This is a genomic window from Pseudomonas sp. S04 (assembly GCF_009834545.1).
GTDB lineage: Bacteria > Pseudomonadota > Gammaproteobacteria > Pseudomonadales > Pseudomonadaceae > Aquipseudomonas.
The window spans coordinates 2,082,770-2,099,285 of record NZ_CP019427.1 but is presented as its reverse complement, the minus strand read 5'-3'; the positions used below and the strand labels follow the sequence as shown (position 1 = coordinate 2,099,285).

General features: G+C 56.3%; 18 protein-coding genes and 1 tRNA gene. 10 read left to right on the top strand and 9 right to left on the bottom strand.

Annotation, left to right across the window (positions count from 1 at the left end; all coding sequences use genetic code 11):
* Nucleotides 1-10 precede the first annotated feature (10 nt).
* Nucleotides 11-457 carry a hypothetical protein gene (locus tag PspS04_RS09435; RefSeq protein ID WP_159994790.1) on the bottom strand — a complete coding sequence of 149 codons (447 nt, stop codon included), beginning with the start codon at nucleotides 455-457 and terminating at the stop codon, nucleotides 11-13.
* A gap of 345 nt (nucleotides 458-802) precedes the next feature.
* Here PspS04_RS09435 and PspS04_RS09430 point away from each other — a divergent pair, with 345 nt between their 5' ends.
* The 3 genes from PspS04_RS09430 (at nucleotide 803) to PspS04_RS09420 (ending at nucleotide 3,054) form a co-directional block, all read left to right on the top strand.
* Nucleotides 803-1,891, top strand: a complete 1,089-nt coding sequence (locus tag PspS04_RS09430) for an asparaginase (protein WP_095169257.1) — start codon at nucleotides 803-805, stop codon at nucleotides 1,889-1,891.
* A 190-nt stretch (nucleotides 1,892-2,081) separates the two neighbouring features.
* Nucleotides 2,082-2,360 (top strand): DUF1654 domain-containing protein, encoded by a 279-nt coding sequence (locus PspS04_RS09425; protein ID WP_095169258.1) that lies wholly within the window; start codon nucleotides 2,082-2,084, stop codon nucleotides 2,358-2,360.
* 4 nt (nucleotides 2,361-2,364) lie between these two features.
* Nucleotides 2,365-3,054 (top strand): endonuclease, encoded by a 690-nt coding sequence (locus tag PspS04_RS09420; RefSeq protein WP_095169259.1) that lies wholly within the window; start codon nucleotides 2,365-2,367, stop codon nucleotides 3,052-3,054.
* Between the two features lie 39 nt (nucleotides 3,055-3,093).
* On the opposite strand, the gene PspS04_RS09415 is transcribed toward PspS04_RS09420, so the two are convergent.
* On the bottom strand, nucleotides 3,094-4,005 hold the full coding sequence (locus PspS04_RS09415; protein WP_095169260.1) for a siderophore-interacting protein: 912 nt from the start codon (nucleotides 4,003-4,005) through the stop codon (nucleotides 3,094-3,096).
* Nucleotides 4,006-4,077: 72 nt separating this feature from the next.
* The gene (locus PspS04_RS09410) at nucleotides 4,078-4,443 is read right to left on the bottom strand and encodes an SPOR domain-containing protein (RefSeq protein WP_159994788.1); all 366 of its coding nucleotides are present in this window, start codon (nucleotides 4,441-4,443) and stop codon (nucleotides 4,078-4,080) included.
* 247 nt (nucleotides 4,444-4,690) lie between these two features.
* Here PspS04_RS09410 and csrA point away from each other — a divergent pair, with 247 nt between their 5' ends.
* Nucleotides 4,691-4,882, top strand: coding sequence for a carbon storage regulator CsrA (csrA, locus tag PspS04_RS09405; protein WP_008057174.1), 192 nt, complete (start codon nucleotides 4,691-4,693; stop codon nucleotides 4,880-4,882).
* Nucleotides 4,883-5,039: 157 nt separating this feature from the next.
* Here csrA and PspS04_RS09400 read toward each other — a convergent pair whose 3' ends face one another.
* Nucleotides 5,040-5,495, bottom strand: coding sequence for a DUF2214 family protein (locus tag PspS04_RS09400; RefSeq protein ID WP_159994786.1), 456 nt, complete (start codon nucleotides 5,493-5,495; stop codon nucleotides 5,040-5,042).
* Between the two features lie 208 nt (nucleotides 5,496-5,703).
* Here PspS04_RS09400 and PspS04_RS09395 point away from each other — a divergent pair, with 208 nt between their 5' ends.
* Nucleotides 5,704-5,844, top strand: a complete 141-nt coding sequence (locus PspS04_RS09395) for a hypothetical protein (protein WP_159987304.1) — start codon at nucleotides 5,704-5,706, stop codon at nucleotides 5,842-5,844.
* Nucleotides 5,845-6,163: 319 nt separating this feature from the next.
* On the opposite strand, the gene PspS04_RS09390 is transcribed toward PspS04_RS09395, so the two are convergent.
* On the bottom strand, nucleotides 6,164-6,808 hold the full coding sequence (locus tag PspS04_RS09390) for an FMN-dependent NADH-azoreductase (protein WP_159994784.1): 645 nt from the start codon (nucleotides 6,806-6,808) through the stop codon (nucleotides 6,164-6,166).
* A gap of 97 nt (nucleotides 6,809-6,905) precedes the next feature.
* Here PspS04_RS09390 and PspS04_RS09385 point away from each other — a divergent pair, with 97 nt between their 5' ends.
* Nucleotides 6,906-7,763, top strand: a complete 858-nt coding sequence (locus tag PspS04_RS09385) for a LysR substrate-binding domain-containing protein (RefSeq protein ID WP_159994782.1) — start codon at nucleotides 6,906-6,908, stop codon at nucleotides 7,761-7,763.
* Nucleotides 7,764-7,780: 17 nt separating this feature from the next.
* Here PspS04_RS09385 and PspS04_RS09380 read toward each other — a convergent pair whose 3' ends face one another.
* On the bottom strand, nucleotides 7,781-8,185 hold the full coding sequence (locus PspS04_RS09380; protein ID WP_159994780.1) for a hypothetical protein: 405 nt from the start codon (nucleotides 8,183-8,185) through the stop codon (nucleotides 7,781-7,783).
* A gap of 205 nt (nucleotides 8,186-8,390) precedes the next feature.
* Here PspS04_RS09380 and PspS04_RS09375 point away from each other — a divergent pair, with 205 nt between their 5' ends.
* The 3 genes from PspS04_RS09375 (at nucleotide 8,391) to PspS04_RS09365 (ending at nucleotide 12,909) form a co-directional block, all read left to right on the top strand.
* Nucleotides 8,391-8,918, top strand: a complete 528-nt coding sequence (locus PspS04_RS09375) for a GNAT family N-acetyltransferase (protein ID WP_159994778.1) — start codon at nucleotides 8,391-8,393, stop codon at nucleotides 8,916-8,918.
* Nucleotides 8,919-9,021: 103 nt separating this feature from the next.
* A complete protein-coding gene (locus tag PspS04_RS09370) occupies nucleotides 9,022-9,540 on the top strand; it encodes a hypothetical protein (RefSeq protein ID WP_159994776.1) in 519 nt (172 codons plus the stop codon).
* Between the two features lie 1,674 nt (nucleotides 9,541-11,214).
* A complete protein-coding gene (locus PspS04_RS09365; RefSeq protein WP_159994774.1) occupies nucleotides 11,215-12,909 on the top strand; it encodes an acyltransferase family protein in 1,695 nt (564 codons plus the stop codon).
* On the opposite strand, the gene PspS04_RS09360 is transcribed toward PspS04_RS09365, so the two are convergent.
* Together PspS04_RS09360 and PspS04_RS09355 are read right to left on the bottom strand one after the other, a co-directional pair.
* Entirely contained in the window at nucleotides 12,902-13,138 is a 237-nt protein-coding gene (locus PspS04_RS09360; protein ID WP_159994772.1) for a phage tail assembly chaperone, read from the bottom strand. The two genes, PspS04_RS09365 and PspS04_RS09360, sit on opposite strands and share 8 nt — an antisense overlap.
* Before the next feature lie 559 nt (nucleotides 13,139-13,697).
* Nucleotides 13,698-13,774: transfer RNA gene (locus PspS04_RS09355), tRNA-Val, on the bottom strand.
* Nucleotides 13,775-13,957: 183 nt separating this feature from the next.
* Between PspS04_RS09355 and PspS04_RS09350 the strand changes: the two genes are divergently transcribed.
* Entirely contained in the window at nucleotides 13,958-15,241 is a 1,284-nt protein-coding gene (locus PspS04_RS09350) for an NAD(P)/FAD-dependent oxidoreductase (protein WP_159994770.1), read from the top strand.
* A gap of 41 nt (nucleotides 15,242-15,282) precedes the next feature.
* Here the strand turns inward: PspS04_RS09350 and PspS04_RS09345 are convergent, their stop codons facing one another.
* Nucleotides 15,283-16,491: a DSD1 family PLP-dependent enzyme gene (locus tag PspS04_RS09345; protein WP_162530226.1), complete on the bottom strand. Its 1,209-nt coding sequence runs from the start codon at nucleotides 16,489-16,491 to the stop codon at nucleotides 15,283-15,285.
* Between the last annotated feature and the right edge of the window lie 25 nt (nucleotides 16,492-16,516).

Below are 16,516 nucleotides of genomic sequence, written 5' to 3'. Positions count from 1 at the left end.
GCCTGGACACTCAAGCGGTGGTGTTGACCAATCCGCCGGACGAACCTTTGCCCAGCTCCTTGGCCAGGGCCGCCGCGGTTTGCATCAGGGCTGCGCTGGTTGAGGCAATCTGCCCTTGAATGCCCGCGACCATCGTCGCCTTGGCTTCAGGCGCCTGGTTGGACGCAGCCTGGGCAGCAGCCAACTGCTCCTGTTGCTTTTGCAACAACGCCTGCAATTCCTTCATGCGCTTTTGCAGGGCTTGCACCAGGACATTGCCACCGGACTCTGCGGAGGACGGACTTGGCTCGGCCTGTTGCCTGGAGCTGACCACTGGTTTGCCAGTGCCCTCCTCCTCGACCGGCAGCACTTCGCCCGAGGCGTTTGCCAGTGCCTTGTCGGACGTCTGGACAATCACCAGGGGTTTGTCGCTGACACGAACCGTCAGGCCAGGGGTTGAACCGATTGCAATGGTCATCTGAGCTCCTTGGAAAAATGATCCTTCAAGGAACATCGGCCGGCGCAGCGTTTTCTTGAGAGCCCTTCATTGCCAGTGACGTAGGAAGATTACCCAAACTCAGTAGGACTTTTCGGACAACCGAACGCCGTTCGCAGATTTCGTCGGAATTCCGGACACGCCTCGTTACATTGCCCTCAATAATCTATATTTAATCGTTATAAATCAATTACTTATAAGTTTATTGAGTCTTCTTCACGGCTGGTACAAATCCTGCTCTAACCCCCTACCCCCGGCATACAGATCGGCCTGGGGGAATCTAGATGAACCTGCATCAGCACCGTCATCACTATTAGAGAGAAAATAATGAAATCTGCCTTCAACACCCTTGTTCCGGGCGCCTTGGCCCTCCTGCTGCTTCTGCCGACAGCCCTGCAGGCAAAAGAAGTCGCCAACCAGCAAAAACTGGCGAATGTGGTGATCCTCGCTACCGGCGGCACCATTGCCGGCGCTGGCGCCAGTGCCGCCAACAGCGCGACCTACCAGGCCGCCAAAGTCGGGATCGAGCAACTGATCGCCGGCGTACCCGAGCTGAGCCAAGTGGCCAATGTTCGTGGTGAGCAAGTGATGCAAATCGCCTCCGAGAGCATCACCAATGAAAACCTGCTGCAACTGGGCCGCCGCGTGGCCGAGCTGGCTGACAGCAAGGACGTCGACGGCATCGTCATCACCCACGGCACCGACACCCTGGAAGAAACCGCCTACTTCCTCAACCTGGTGGAAAAAACCGACAAGCCAATCGTCGTGGTCGGCTCGATGCGCCCAGGCACTGCCATGTCGGCAGACGGCATGCTCAACCTGTACAACGCCGTCGCGGTAGCCGGCAGCAAGGACGCACGCGGCAAGGGCGTGCTGGTGACCATGAACGACGAGATCCAGTCGGGTCGTGATGTCAGCAAAATGGTCAACATCAAGACTGAAGCGTTCAAGAGCCCATGGGGCCCGCTGGGCATGGTCGTCGAAGGCAAATCCTACTGGTTCCGCCTGCCGGCCAAGCGCCACACCATGGATTCGGAATTCGATATCAAGACCATCAAGAGCCTGCCTGACGTAGAGATCGCCTACTCCTACGGCAACGTCAGCGACACCGCGTACAAGGCCCTGGCTCAATCCGGCGCCAAGGCGATCATCCACGCCGGCACCGGCAATGGCTCGGTATCTTCGCGCGTCGTGCCGTCCCTGCAAGCCCTGCGCAAGGATGGCGTGCAGATCATTCGTTCTTCCCACGTCAATGCCGGCGGTTTTGTCCTGCGCAACGCAGAGCAGCCAGACGACAAATACGACTGGGTCGTGGCGCATGACCTGAACCCGCAAAAAGCCCGGATCCTGGCCATGGTTGCCCTGACCAAGACATCCGACAGCAAAGAGCTGCAACGGATGTTCTGGGAATACTGATTGAGTGCGTGCGACCCGCCCGGGTTGCACGCTTGCCCTCCTGACTCGCCCGCCCGGGCGAGTCAGCGCCAACCCTGGCGCCAGCACTGCAAAAAAAAACTGCCGACGCACACTAAAACGCAAAACCTGTGGTCTGAGAGATCTTCTTGAATTTTAAGCAGTTGCGAAAATGCTTACAGTTAAATACTGTATGCACGTACAGCTTAATAAGGACTATCCCGTGGCCACTTCCCAAGCAAACAGCAACCCACCTGGTTCTTACGAACGCATGGGTCTACGCATTCAAAAAATCATCAATTCGCCGAACGCACAAAAAGCCAAGGCTGCACTGATCTTCCGTCTCCCCGATGAGCCGGTTGATGAGTGGGAACGCCTGCTTGAGGAAATCGCCGAGAACGACAACGTCACCCTCGCCCACCGCGACGACGGTGGCGTGCAGATTTTCTGGGTAGTGCCGAAGGAAGATTGAGTCGATGATGGTTCGTTGTTTTGCTTTGCTGCTACTCCTGGTGGCGGCCAGCGCACACGCGCAGGCGCCACGTACGTTTAACGAAGCGAAAAAGATCGCCTGGACGCTCTACGCGCCGCAGTCCACCGAGTTCTACTGCGGCTGTAAGTACACCGGCAATCGGGTCGACCTCGCGGCCTGTGGCTACGTGCCACGGAAAAACGCCAACCGCGCGGCACGTATTGAATGGGAACACATAGTGCCGGCCTGGCAGATCGGCCATCTGCGTCAGTGCTGGCAGGAAGGTGGGCGGCAGAACTGTACCCGCCATGATCCGACCTACCAGCGCGCCGAGGCCGACTTGCACAACCTGGTGCCCAGCATCGGCGAGGTCAACGGCGACCGCAGCAATTTCAGTTTCGGCTGGCTGCCGGTAAAAAGCGGGCAATATGGTTCGTGCCTGACCCAGGTCGACTTCAAGGCCAAGAAGGTCATGCCGCGCCCCTCCATCCGCGGCATGATCGCCCGCACCTACTTCTACATGAGCAAGCAGTACGGCTTGCGCCTGTCCAAGCAGGATCGACAATTGTACGAGGCCTGGAACAAGACCTACCCGGTGCAAGTCTGGGAGCGCCAGCGTAACCAGAAGGTGGCTTGCGTCATGGGTCGCGCCAACGAGTTTGTCGGCCCGGTAGACATGAAGCTCTGCAGTTAAGACAAGGCCCGGGGTATAGCGCCCCGGGCCCCTGACGAGCTAGCTTCCAGCCTTGTTGTAACGCCAGTACCCCATGAGGTTGAGCATTTGCCGAGGAATCTGCCGCTCACCGACCAGGTACTTGCGCACACTCATCACAGCAGCACTCTCCCCAGCGATCCAGGCATAAAAAGCAGCACCCTGGGCGGAACCGGTTTCCCAGAGAATCTCCTGGTCGATATCGATGTCGGGCAATGCCCCAGAGTCGCCAACTGCTGAATTGAAATCCGGTAGTTGGGCGCTCTGCACGGCCTCAACCATCAGCATGCCCGCAGCGCCAGACGCACGCTCATCACGAATCAGCCATTGCACCTCGAGCCCCGGCCACTGGGGCACCGGCAACCGGTCAGCGGCGGTCTGCACTTCGAAAAACGCCTGAGTCGCGGGCGGCGCGTGTTGCCCGGCCAACTCTTCAAGGATGCCCAGTGCCGCTGGCAGTGCGGTGGCATCGGCCATCAGCAGCAGTTGTCCCAGCTCCATGGGCGGCTTCCATTCAAAACCACCGGTTTGCTCGGCGCTGAAACGCCGGTCAGGTGCCACGATCTGTAGGTTCGCGCCCGGCTGGGCATGCAGTGCCCAGCGTGAAGCCGGACCTGTTTCGCCATGCAGGACAAAGTCGATATCCACCTCACCCTGCGCAGGACGCAGGTGGCGAATGGTGTAGGTGCGCATCGCCGGGCGTTGCGCCAGAGGCAGGGAACGGTAGCCGGTGTGCCAGTCCGCATCATGGGCCAGCCTGGCAAGGCTGCCATCGGCAGCCGGGAAAAACAGCTTTACCCGCTGGTCCGGCGCCCAGGTGGCCATGCCGGTCACCATGGGGCCGGCCAGCGTCACGCGCATCAGATGCGGGCTCAGCTCCTGCTTTCGTTGCAGGACGGCGTCGAACACTGTGTAAGGGGCAGCGCGGGCCATGGGGACCTCCCTGAGGGTGATGAGTCGTTATCCCCTATAGACGGATAACGTCGCTCACCCTTTAGGCAGGCATTACTTGAGGCTGTTGTGCTCGATGACCAGGGTCTCGATGTTCTGTTTCTTCGCCTTGACCAGGGCGGCGGCCACCTGGGCCTGGCGTGACTCAGCCTCAGCCTTGGAATTGAATGGCCCTACCAGCACACGTTGTTTGCCGTCTTGCGTGACGACGTAGGAAACAAAGCTATGCTCGATCAACCACCCGGTCAGATCGCTGACAGCCTGCGGAGTCGAACCTTGCACCAACACATCCCACTGCGGTACAGCGACCTCTGCCGGACTGGCCACAACCGCCGCCTGGGGCTTCTTCGGCCCTTGCCCGGCCTGCTCACCGCACCCGGCCAGCGCCAACACCGCGATCACCCACATCAATTTGCGCACAGCTTTTCCCCCTGAATACCAAAGGCGCAGATCTTATCACTCAAAAAAGCCTCTCAACCCAAGCAAACAGGGGATAAAACAACGAGAATGATGATTGCAGCCTCTGTATAGTCGCACCCCGGGAATTAATGCAGCGTCTACGCGTCAGAAAGAAGCACCCAAACCGTGACACTTCGCACTAATCTATACGTATTACCGACATCTGCACGTGTGTCAGGTGCCCTACAAAGCTATCAAGGAGAAGATCATGCTGATACTCACCCGCAAAGTCGGTGAAAGCATAAACATCGGTGACGACATTACCATCACCATTCTGGGCGTTAGCGGCCAGCAGGTCAGAATCGGCATCAATGCCCCGAAAGACGTTGCGGTGCATCGAGAAGAAATCTACCAGCGCATCCAGGCAGGCCTGACTGCCCCGGAAAAACCGCAAACCTGAGCCTGAACAGCAATCAGTAGCCAGCCTGCTTTTTAGAGTAATGGCTGGCTAAAGATTCTGCGCCTCACCAACAACGTCGATACTAACGGGATCTCCCCAGACGACGCTGTCAGCCGATTCTCTTTTCTCCCGTCGAAACCGACGCCCGCCCAAGCCGTCAGCCGAACGTCACTGCGCGCGCCATGCCCGTGGCCGCTACCACCATCAGCACAATCAACAACGCCTCGACATGACAGATACGGGCAAACAGCGCTGTGCGCCCGACATCGATCGGAGCCTGCCGGCCCAATGCGATCCGCCATTTGATCAACGCCAGCATGGGCGCAATTTCCAGCAGCAAAATGATGATGAACAAACTCATTTTCAGATGGAACAACGGCTGATGCAGATAGTAGTCCGTGCCCTTTTCATAGCCGCCAAAGGCCCGCAGCCCTCCCGTCAGCAACAGGACGATCGCCGAAACGCCCCAGAAGTTGTCGGCCAGCAACACGCTGCGGGCCCCGCCGCCATCGGCCGTCACTCGTCGAAAAGCCGTGGCACGGGCCAGCACCGCCCACAACGCGAGGCCATAGGCCAACAGATGAACCGCCGCAAGCAACCAGTGAACAGCCATGGGTTTGACTCCCCTTTCAGGACGGAAAAAACAGCTGCGTCAGTAGTAGTTCATCGCGTCGGACTTCGCTTGCCAGGCGCTAATCGCAGCCCGATTAAAATCAACACCAAAAATAAAATCCTCCGAACAAAACGACTTGTCCTACATTCTGAGATGGCGTAATGGAACTACGCTTGCCGGACCACCCCTGCAAGGATTTGCAACACTTGTGATCATCTACGCTGCCACCGCATTTTCCACCCTGGTTGTCATCACGCTCGGCATGGCCGCCTGTGGCTGGTACCGCCATCTGCATCATCACGAATACGAGCCGCTGCCTTCCAGCAGCGAACAGGTAAACCTTCGGTAAAAACGGTTGCCCATCGGAATTTCAGCCCACGACCTTGATCTAGTGGCAAGTTGCCGCTATTGCTTAGACTCACGTTCACGCGGGTCAGAGGAGGCGAGCATGGTTCCAAGATTTGTTGTAGTGCCGGCGATTCCTGCCCAGACCCATTCCTTGCGCACAGGCAAACGCTCCTACTGCAAGGCATCCCCCACAGGATTTAACCTCTACGACAACCGGGACAAGCTGCGCTTGCAACACACCTACCCCAGCCGCCTGGAGGCCGAGGCCGCATGCCAGCGACTCAACGCCGAACGCCTACCCCACCTGACGTCAGTGCCCCTTAACTGTGACAAAGGCTGTCCGCCAAACGCCTGACCTGCTCAGTCGCAGCCTCGCGAGCCGGTAAATCCTGCGCCTCGCCCAAGATGGTTTTCTCGATAATCACTGCGTGGGAATCACTGATCCCGATAAATTGCAGCCAAGCCGCCACGTAAGGCTCCTGGAAGTCGAAGTACTGTGCCGGCGTGCTCGACTGCGACGAAAAATCCAGGCCGCGGGCGTAGACCACCACGGCCTTCTTGTTATGCAGCAAGCCATACAGGCCACGCTCGGGGTCGAACCCGAACAACAGGTCTTTCTGCGACACCAGGTCGATGAAGTGCTTGAGCTTGTAAGGGATACTGAAATTCCACAACGGCACGGACAGCACCAGCAGGTCTGCACGATGCAGCGGCTCGGCCAACGCCCTCAAGGTGCTCCAGGCGACTTGCTGCGCGGGCGTCAAGGCTGTGCCCGCGAGCCCGGCGTACTTGGCGTCCATGGCATGCTGGTCAAACTCCGGGAGTGCCATGGCCCACAGGTCGAGGGTGACGATTTCGGTGTCCGGGTGATGCTCCTGATAACGCGCGATGAAACTGCGGGCAACCTGCAGGGATGCCGAACGCTGTTTACGGGGCGAACACTCAATATGTACAAGCCTAGCCATGGATGACCTCAAGGATGGGAATCTGGAGGGCATTGCAACATAGCGCCACTTGAAATATAAATCGTAATTAATTGCTCAATTGATCACGAATACAACTATGTTCGACATCCTGCTACTCAAGACTTTTGTCACTGTGGTCGATGAAGCCGGCTTCAGCCGCGCCGCCGACAAACTAAGCCTGACCCAGTCCGCGGTCAGCGGTCATTTGCGACGCCTGGAAGAGCAGATCGGCAAACCGCTGCTCAAACGCACCACCCGCTCCCAGCAATTGACGCCCGACGGCGAACGCCTGATCGGCTATGCCCGCACGATCCTCGCGCTGAACCGGGACGCCTGGGCGGAGCTGACTCGCACACCCTTTCACGGGCGACTGCGAATCGGGCTGTCCGAGGATTTTGTCGAGGCGCGACTGTTGCGCACGCTGCAAGCTTTCGCCGCGCAGTACCCGGGCCTGGAAATCGACATCCAGGTGGGCATCCCCGGCACCTTGCTTAACCAGATGAAGCAAGGCCATCTGGAACTGGTGATCGGCTCGGTCTGCGAAACCGACGAGCCGGGCCAACTGCTGTGGCAAGAACCCCTGGTGTGGGCAGGTCCGGCGCAGCCTGTGACCTCGCTACCCAGCCCCCTGCCCCTGGCGCTCTTCCCAGAGCCGTGCCCTTATCGCGAGGTGGCGCTGACACGCTTGGCCCAGGCGGGCATCCCCCAACGTACGGCAATGTCCTGCACCAGCACTGCCGGATTGCGAGCTGCGGTGTTGGCAGGTTTTGCGCTGGCACCGATGGCGGCCAGTCAATTGGGCCAGGGGTTGGTGGCGCTGGGGGCCGAGCATGGCTTGCCGGACTTGCCTGATGCGCAGTTCCGGCTGTTTGCCGCGCCTGAAGCGGATCAACCGATAGTGGCCGCGATTTCGGGACTGATTGTCGAGTATTGCGCGACGCGAAGGGAACCGTAACAGCCCAGGCTTGAGCCCTACAGGGTGATCGACGTTGCCGGATAAAACAGCGTATTGAGCACTAACAGGATCATCCAGAAACCAATCTCCAGGGTTTCGGTAATGGGCTGGATACGCTTCACCGCACCATACACATGCACCACAAACATCAGCGTGAACACCACAAACAGCATGTCAAACGCATAGCTGAAACTGGTGCCGGTAGTTGCAGAACGCAACATCGCCACTTCCACCACCAGGATAAACGCCCCCAGGCAGCGGCCAAAATAGATCGCCAGGTGCCGGTGTTCGGGAATCGTCCAACGCATCGCCCGAGCCCAGGCAATGGGCGCGATAAAGATCGGCAGGGCAAAAAACAGCGTGGTGACGATCATCAAGGTGGTGATGTAGTGCTGACTGTATTGCGCGTAGTGACCGAGCATGGCGGACTCCTTTTCCTTGAGGGCAGCCTCTGCGGGCTGAAGCGCAGAATTGCAGCCACCAAGACGGGCGTCCAATGTGAAGTGGTCGCTCAAGACCAAAGAGAATGGGCTTGGGTAGAAAGGATTAGTACTGAAGTCGCTGGCTCTTGTATTCGTCTGCCTCTCCCGGTATTGATCAGTATCAACCCAATGCAGGAAGCAGGCAGTGATCACCATTCGAGAAGCCACCAGGGAAGACATCCACGTACTTCGCAACCTCGGTATCGAGACGTACCGCGAGCACTTTTCTGACCTGTGGACCGCCGCAGGAATGCAGCACTTCCTCAACGAGGACTTCTCAATCTGCGAACTTGAGAAATCCATCGAAGCACCCACCCACCACAACTGGCTCCTGGTATTCGACGAGGAAGGTCGAGCCATAGGTTTTTCAAAGGTCAACTGGTCCAGATCGATCCCTGTGTCTGGCGAAATTGGTGCTGAACTGCAGAAGATTTACTTCCTCAAGTCTCAGGCGGGCAAAGGCTACGGCAAACAGCTTCTGCAGTTCATTCAGCAGTCAGCAAAAACCCGCAAGGAAAGCGCCCTATGGCTAGATGTGCTGAAGTCCAACAGCCATGCCCAGCGTTTTTATGAAAGTTGCGGATTTCAGGTACTGGGCGAAATACCCTTCCGTACTGACAAGGCTGACATCGGGATGGTTGTGATGTGCTGCGCGCTTTACCAGTCAGAGTGACTAGCCCCCTCGTCTTACTTTTCCTCGCGAGCGCGATCACTCCACTACCGCCGGCATCGGTAACCGTTATAAATTTGGCATTCAAGATAGAGCCCAGAGAAAAATGAACAAGAATTCGTATTTTTATTTAGCACCACTGATTTTTGGGGGCATGCTCACTATTTCATTATTTTTCACATGGAAAAGCCACATTTACAATGTGATATTTTTCAAAACAAGCCTTCAAAATCTTTACATTATATCTTCATTAATATTAGCATCTATAACTTCACTGGGGATTTTCTTATTCAAAGCAAATCTACTCACTGGAGAACTTATAAGAACCATAAAAGTAATTACATCCCTTCCACTAACACTCTTCATAGCATATTTACTGATATTGAATATTCCGCTTTCGCTTTTAATCTATCTTCCCGATGGAAATCGAAGCACTTACACTGCAGAATACAAAAAATCTTCAGGCGGCAGGAGAGGCTGTCGCGGGATTGAAATTTTCGAGCCGGAACTAAATAGAGAAATAGAAATATGCTATTCGGGCGGCGCCAGCGATAAGGGACTGGTTAGAATCTACAAAACCAGCAACTCGAACGGTATTATCATAACAGGCGCGGCGCTCTACTGAGATTTTTAGGCTGTAAGCCTCTGACTTAGATAACCGCAAACACGCCTCATTTACATTTACGGACAAAGCTTCCGCACAGTGTTCTGCAACACCCTCAAGGCTGCTTGATCAGCAATAATTGCGGCGCGTATATCGACAATAGTTTGTCCCGCCACAGAGCTCTCTTTCAAATGGAAGCAACTCTAATTCCGCCCCACACTCTGCCGTCACGCGCGGCATGGAACATCACGATGGAAAAGTTCTTGCCCAGTGTCTAGTCCTGAAATAGGTGTAAACCTTATTCAGGACGGGACAAAGGTATGATCGTGCCCCCTCGACATAGAAAACACCAGTGACTGGCTTGGTTGCCCGACTGAGCTAGAGACCCGTCGGCACTTCCTGCGCGTGACCAAGACCGAGGCTCAGGAACTGACCCTGCAACTGCGCAACGCTCACGAAGGCATCTTCGATCTGGTGCAAATAGATGCTGTCGTATCCAAGCAGCGGGACCAATTACGAGCCGAGTTGACCAGAGCAAAGTCAGAGCTGCGGGTTCAAACCGTAGTTCCACTGATATAGAGATACGAAAAGCAAATGGGAGCTGATGGCCAACTCAACCTCCGAATTCGCGAACTCACCGACGAGAGACCGTTCATTAGCCCTTTCTACCATCAGCGAGACACCTCTTACGTAAGCCTGGCATGCGGCCATGCACTATCAGTAGCTGGTTGCCGGCGTCGGCAATTCTAATAACTCTTTGAGCATGCACTGGATCAAGTCCGACACACGGTACTCCATGAACCATGCCGACGGATCCGGTGCCGACTGGCACTTAACAGCCACTGGCTGAATCCGAGGTATCGGTGAGGGCTGACAGCCGAAAACAGAATTGGTAAGGCGATAGCGCAGGCGAGCCTGGTCTTTTTGTGCATTGGCCAAAGCCTCTTGGTGGGTTTGGTTACTGATGGAAGCCAGGTCACCCTTTGTGCAGTCTTGCCAGTTCTGTCAACTGCATGCTGTAACTGTTCGCGTGCCAGCCCCCGGTAGCCGTCCCACTCCCGGTCATCAGTAGCGTGGCCAACAGAAGTGCTCTACCTATGCGCCACACCAAAGGAATCACCGCACATCCTTGAAAAAAACGTGCCGACCGAGCTTCTATGTCCGCTTGGTCTTCGCCGCCCACACAGGAGCCTTCGGCATGGTGGTCGCGTAGGAGAGCGCCTACCGCCAGTCAGATCGGGCACTTTGCCAGCCATCACCTGATCAGCGACTATGTGCACCTCGGCAACCTCGCGGAGCGCAATCGGCTTCGCATCGCTCAGATAGGTGTAGTTCGGGTCGTTCTTGTTAGAGCAACTGAACTGCCAGACCTTCAGGCATACACCGGCATAGCCCTCCCCTAACACGACTTGGCCTTGCCGCCGTTAACGCGGCTGCGGGTCGTCCAAACAACGGCGATCTGGCCGGCAACGATTCGCCGCGAGTCTCCCCCACAGCGTGTGCGCGAGGTTATCGCGGCCTCTATCGGTAACAGTCATACTTTTTCCAGGCACAAAAATCCGGCAACTGGGCCGGCGCTGGGGGGATTTGCAGCAACTGCTGCGCAGTGATGGGTATTACCTATCGCCAAGCAAAAACCTAGTGGTCCAGTGCTACTATATACGCCGAGAAACCTCAGCGGACTGGACACCTATCGTGCAAAAAAATATTCCTGTCGGAGAACGCAGCTTGTGGGCACTCTTCATATCGCTACCTATTGCATACCTGCTTACTTCAAAGTTACTACCGTTTGTGGTCGTGGCTCTGTTCGGAAGCCAAGCTTCAACGGTCACATTGCAAGCAACAGGAATAAAATCTGCCGATTCAAAAGGCGCGGAGGTCTGGATTGAAAGACCTCCTTATATGGATGACACAGTACCCGCTGGATGGGAGGCCCGTGGCAACAGGCTAGTTTCCTATATTCCTCCATATGGTCCGCTTACCTTAAAAGTTCCACCTGAAAGCCAAGGCCTAGAGCTTGTAAAGACAGATTGGTCTGGGCATATCGCTATAACGAGTGGAGCCACCCAAAATATAGTCAATCTATACAGTCAGTCTGAAGCCAAACTATTAATTCCCAGCAATGAGCTACTGCTTAAATCCAAAGGCATTTTCGCGCCTTTCGTTGCTGCTGCATTTCTTATAACTCTGAGTTTTACGATACTCATCACCCACCATATTCTTCGTGCTGAAGGCGCTCTCTCGATAGTAGTGGATCGGCCCGTCGGATCGAAAAATCTTAAATATGACTCGCGGCTTGATCACCTGCGATTTTTGGCGGCAGCGATGGTGATTTTCTATCATTGCTTTACCGACAACTTCGGCCTCGGCCACAGCACCTATAATCCCCTTCTAGGATTGGTCGAGCAAGGACACATGGGCGTGGGGCTGTTTATGGTTCTCAGCGGCTACCTACTCACTAAAATCGCCTCAGGAAAAAAAATAAACTACCTTGACTTCATAAAAAATAGAATTCTGAGAATTTATCCGCTATACATTTTATGTGTCTTGATAATGCTATGCGGGTGGAGACTTGACTACTCGTTCACGCAAGCTCTCAGCTTGTTTTTTCCTTTTGTCAATACACTACAGGACGTAAAGCTTCCATTATTCGGGCACCTATGGACAATCGCCGTAGAGTTTCAGTTCTACTTAATTTTCCCATTTCTTGTTTTGTTCTTAGATAGATTTGGGCCGAGGTATATTCTAGGACTTCTCGCGCTTACCATATTTTTCAAGTACCTCATATGGATGAAGATGGGCTCGGTAACTAATGTGGCCTACATAACATTGCTCGGCCGCATTGATCAGTTCGCAATAGGCATGGTTGCTGCCTTTTTGACCAAGCGATATTTGGCTGATAGCAAGATATCAACTGCGTGGCTGATTGCTGCGATAGCAGGCGCCGCAGTCGTGATGAGTATTTTTTGCGGGCAGCAAGGCCTAATTGGAATTGATCAGTCTTGGATAATGGCATTCTGGCCATCCATCGAAGCAGTGATGTGGGCGACTCTAATCGTCAGCTATTCGCATGCGCGACTTAGCATCCCTGAGTCTATCGATGTCAGTCTGGCCCGCTTGGGGCAACTCAGCTTCTCGATGTATTGCATGCACTACATAATTATTCCATTCACCAACACTCACTTCATTCGTATTGGACAGACGCCCGGCGGGCTGGCTGATGTCCTTGTTCAGACCGCCTTTCTAACGGTTCCTGCGATCGTGGTCTTCTCTATGCTGACTTACGGCATTATCGAGAAACCATTTTTCACCCTGAAGAAAAAGTACGCAGCAACATCCTCGGAAGCGCGCTACTCAGCTCAGGAGGAAAACCTGGAAAGCGTCAAGTAGCTGGGTATTCCGGCCAGATTACTTCTTCAGGAAAGCTCGCCTGTCTGTCGATCTTGTTCAAGGCCAATTTATAAGCCGCATAGGCCTTGAACTTTTTCGTGCCATCCTCATCAAGTAATCCACCCACGAAGGCGTCAGACATTCCAATCGTCACATCATTGACCGCCGCCATACGCTCATCACGCTGAATCAAGACCTGGGCCTTAAACTCTGCCTCGGTCGGCAGCATGACGACAGGCTCGGCAAACGACCAATTGCCGTCAACTACGCCGCTGTCCAACCTTCAAGTGGCTGCGGATGGACATCGGCAAGGCCCACTCAAATCAGGTCAGAGTTAAACGCGGTGGTGTTCGGGGAGCGCTTAATGGTCATAATCAGCGATTGTAGCTGCGCCGAACAATTCGGCAGCGTGGTCCGCTCATTCGTAGTCAGAGCAGACGTTTGCACAGCAGTGGCAAGTCTGCCCGCGACAACCGGTATTGGTGTGGGTACCGTGGTTTGCGTTGCCACTGCAGCCTTCGCGGCTTCAGCCACTACTGACCTGGCGCATCAGCGCATTTAGAGCAAACGGTGTTCGTAGCCTGCTGACTCCGGCTCGGCGTTGCTGTGCTGCCCGATTAACTGGTCGGTGATCGGTCAAAAAGGCTGGCCAGTATGATGAGTGCGCTGCTGGCAAAATTGGCGTTCTGAGGTGGGAGTTTTGCAAAAGGTTTGCAAATCGCAGCCAACAAAAAAGGGCCCACCTTTCGGTGAGCCCTTCTAGACCGCCCAGCAGAGCGGATTTTGTTTGGTAGGCGCGATTGGACTCGAACCAACGACCCCCACCATGTCAAGGTGGTGCTCTAACCAACTGAGCTACGTGCCTGCTGTGAGGCGGCATTCTACGGAATTGCGCAGGGGTGTCAACACCTTTTTTTCACCTAACCCTATGAATATGCAAAATATTTAATTTTGCTGCGGCAAACCGGGGTTTGCGCCCGCTGGCAGTGGATTTTTAACTCAGGTAGGATCGCTGCATTCGTAAAATATATTAAACAGAGGCTTCGGGATGGCGAACACTCCTTATCCGCAATCCTATTACGCTGCGTCTGCCAACCCTGTGCCGGCGCGCCCTGCGCTGCAAGATGAGGTAGAAACCGACGTCTGCGTGATTGGCGCGGGCTACACCGGGTTGTCCAGCGCGCTGTTCCTGCTGGAGAGCGGGTTTCGGGTGACGGTGCTGGAGGCTGCCAAGGTCGGTTTTGGCGCCTCGGGTCGCAATGGCGGACAGATCGTCAACAGCTATAGTCGCGACATCGATGTGATCGAACGCAGTGTCGGCCCCAAGCAGGCGCAATTGCTGGGGCAAATGGCTTTTGAAGGTGGGCGGATCATTCGTGACCGTGTCGCCAGGTACCAGATCCAGTGCGACCTCAAGGATGGCGGTGTGTTTGCCGCCATCACCGGCAAACAGATGGGTCACCTGGAGGCGCAGAAACGTTTGTGGGAGCGCTACGGCCACAGCCAGCTCGAACTGCTCGACAAGACCCGCATCCGCGAAGTCGTGGCCTGCGAGCAGTATGTGGGCGGCATGCTCGACATGAGCGGCGGCCACATCCACCCGCTCAACCTGGCGCTGGGCGAAGCCGCTGCCGTCGAATCCCTGGGCGGCTCGATTTATGAGCAATCGCCGGCGGTGCGTATCGAGCGCGGTGCCAACCCGGTAGTGCACACGCCGACGGGCAAGGTGCGAGCCAAGTTCATCATCGTTGCCGGCAATGCCTACCTGGGCAACCTGGTCCCGGAACTCGCCGCCAAATCGATGCCCTGCGGCACCCAAGTGATCACCACCGAACCCTTGGGCGAAGCCCTGGCCAACAGCCTGCTGCCCCAGGACTACTGCGTCGAAGACTGCAACTACCTGCTCGACTACTACCGCCTCTCGGGGGACAAGCGCCTGATTTTCGGCGGCGGCGTGGTCTATGGCGCGCGGGATCCGGCGAATATCGAGGCGATCATCCGGCCGAAAATGCTCAAGGCCTTCCCCCAACTCAAGGACGTAAAGATCGACTACGCCTGGACCGGTAATTTCCTCCTGACCTTGTCGCGCCTACCTCAGGTCGGGCGCCTGGGCGACAACATCTACTATTCCCAGGGATGCAGCGGCCACGGCGTCACCTACACCCACCTGGCCGGCAAAGTGCTGGCCGAGGCCTTGCGTGGCCAGGCCGAGCGGTTCGATGCCTTCGCCGACCTGCCGCACTACCCCTTCCCCGGCGGCCAGTTGCTGCGCACCCCGTTCGCCGCACTGGGTGCGTGGTACTACGGCCTGCGCGATAAATTCGACTTCTGATCCCGCTCTACGGGCGCAGCATTACAGCTGCGCCCAGGCGTTCAGGAATATACCGGCCAGGTCTCGACGATCTTGCCGCCACGCACCGCCAGCAAATCGCCAAACTGCAGCAACACCGACTCGGTCTGGGTTGGTCGCAGGAACACCTGGTCATCTACTGCCAGGCCCACCGCCTGCGAGCCATTGACCATTTCCTGATTTGAACTGCGCCCGTACAGCCCGTTGCTCTGCAACCCGGCCGGCGATTCGAACTCGGCCATCCAGTTACCGCCATAGATGAAGTAGGTCTCACGCTGGTTGATGTCCCACCACGACAACAGCCTGGACTTGCCGTCGAGCGCAGGAATCTGCACCGCCCCCGTGCGTTTCAATACCGGGGTCGCGATCCAGGTGGCCGGCAGGTGCTCGACCAGCGAGGGCAAATCGTAATGGGTTGGCTTGAGCATGGCCGTACCCACCGACACCTCGCTGCTCAGCGACTCCTGCTGATGCATGCGATAGCTGGGACTGCCCGCGGTATTGAGCGTCAGGTCCGGGCGCCAGAGGTCGGCAAACTGTTGCCGAGTGAAGTCGACGTAGCCGTTGTACTGAGTCATGACCTTGGCAAACAGCTCATCGGCACTGCCGAGGATGCCCGGCACCCCCATGCCGACAAAGGGGTCGTAGCCCATGAACCCGGCAAACTGCAGGTGCTGCGCGTTGGCACGGATCAGCCCCAGCATCTGCCCCAGGGTGGCCGTGTCTGCCACGCCGCCGCGATGCAGGCCGACATCCAGCTCGATGTTCACCCGCAATTGGGTACCCAATCCCCGGGCCAATGCCAGGTACTGTTGCAGATGCTCCGGAGTATCGAGCAACCATTGCAACTGCCGCGCCGGATCGAACGCGCCTTTGTGGGCTTGATAGAACAGCTCGGCCGAACGCACCGGCAGCGGCTTGCCCAAGAGGATGTCGGACTCGGGGAAAACCAGTGCATCATGATTGAGAAACGGCTGATGAAACGACATCAGTCGCTGGGTTCCCGCGCGCTTGCAGATGTAGGCCAACAGCCCCGGTGACGGCAGGGATTTCTCCACGAGGCGCAGGTGCTTGCCACCGCGCTTGACCGACTGCATCACCACATCGATGTTGTGGTCCAGGCGATCCAGATCGATCAGCAGCACCGGGCGCATCGGGCCGTGCTCCTTCAACTGCTGATTCAGGGCCCTGAAGTACTCGGAATAGGCGCTGCCCCGGTCGCCGGGGCGCAGCAACGCACCCACGCCCAACAGCAAC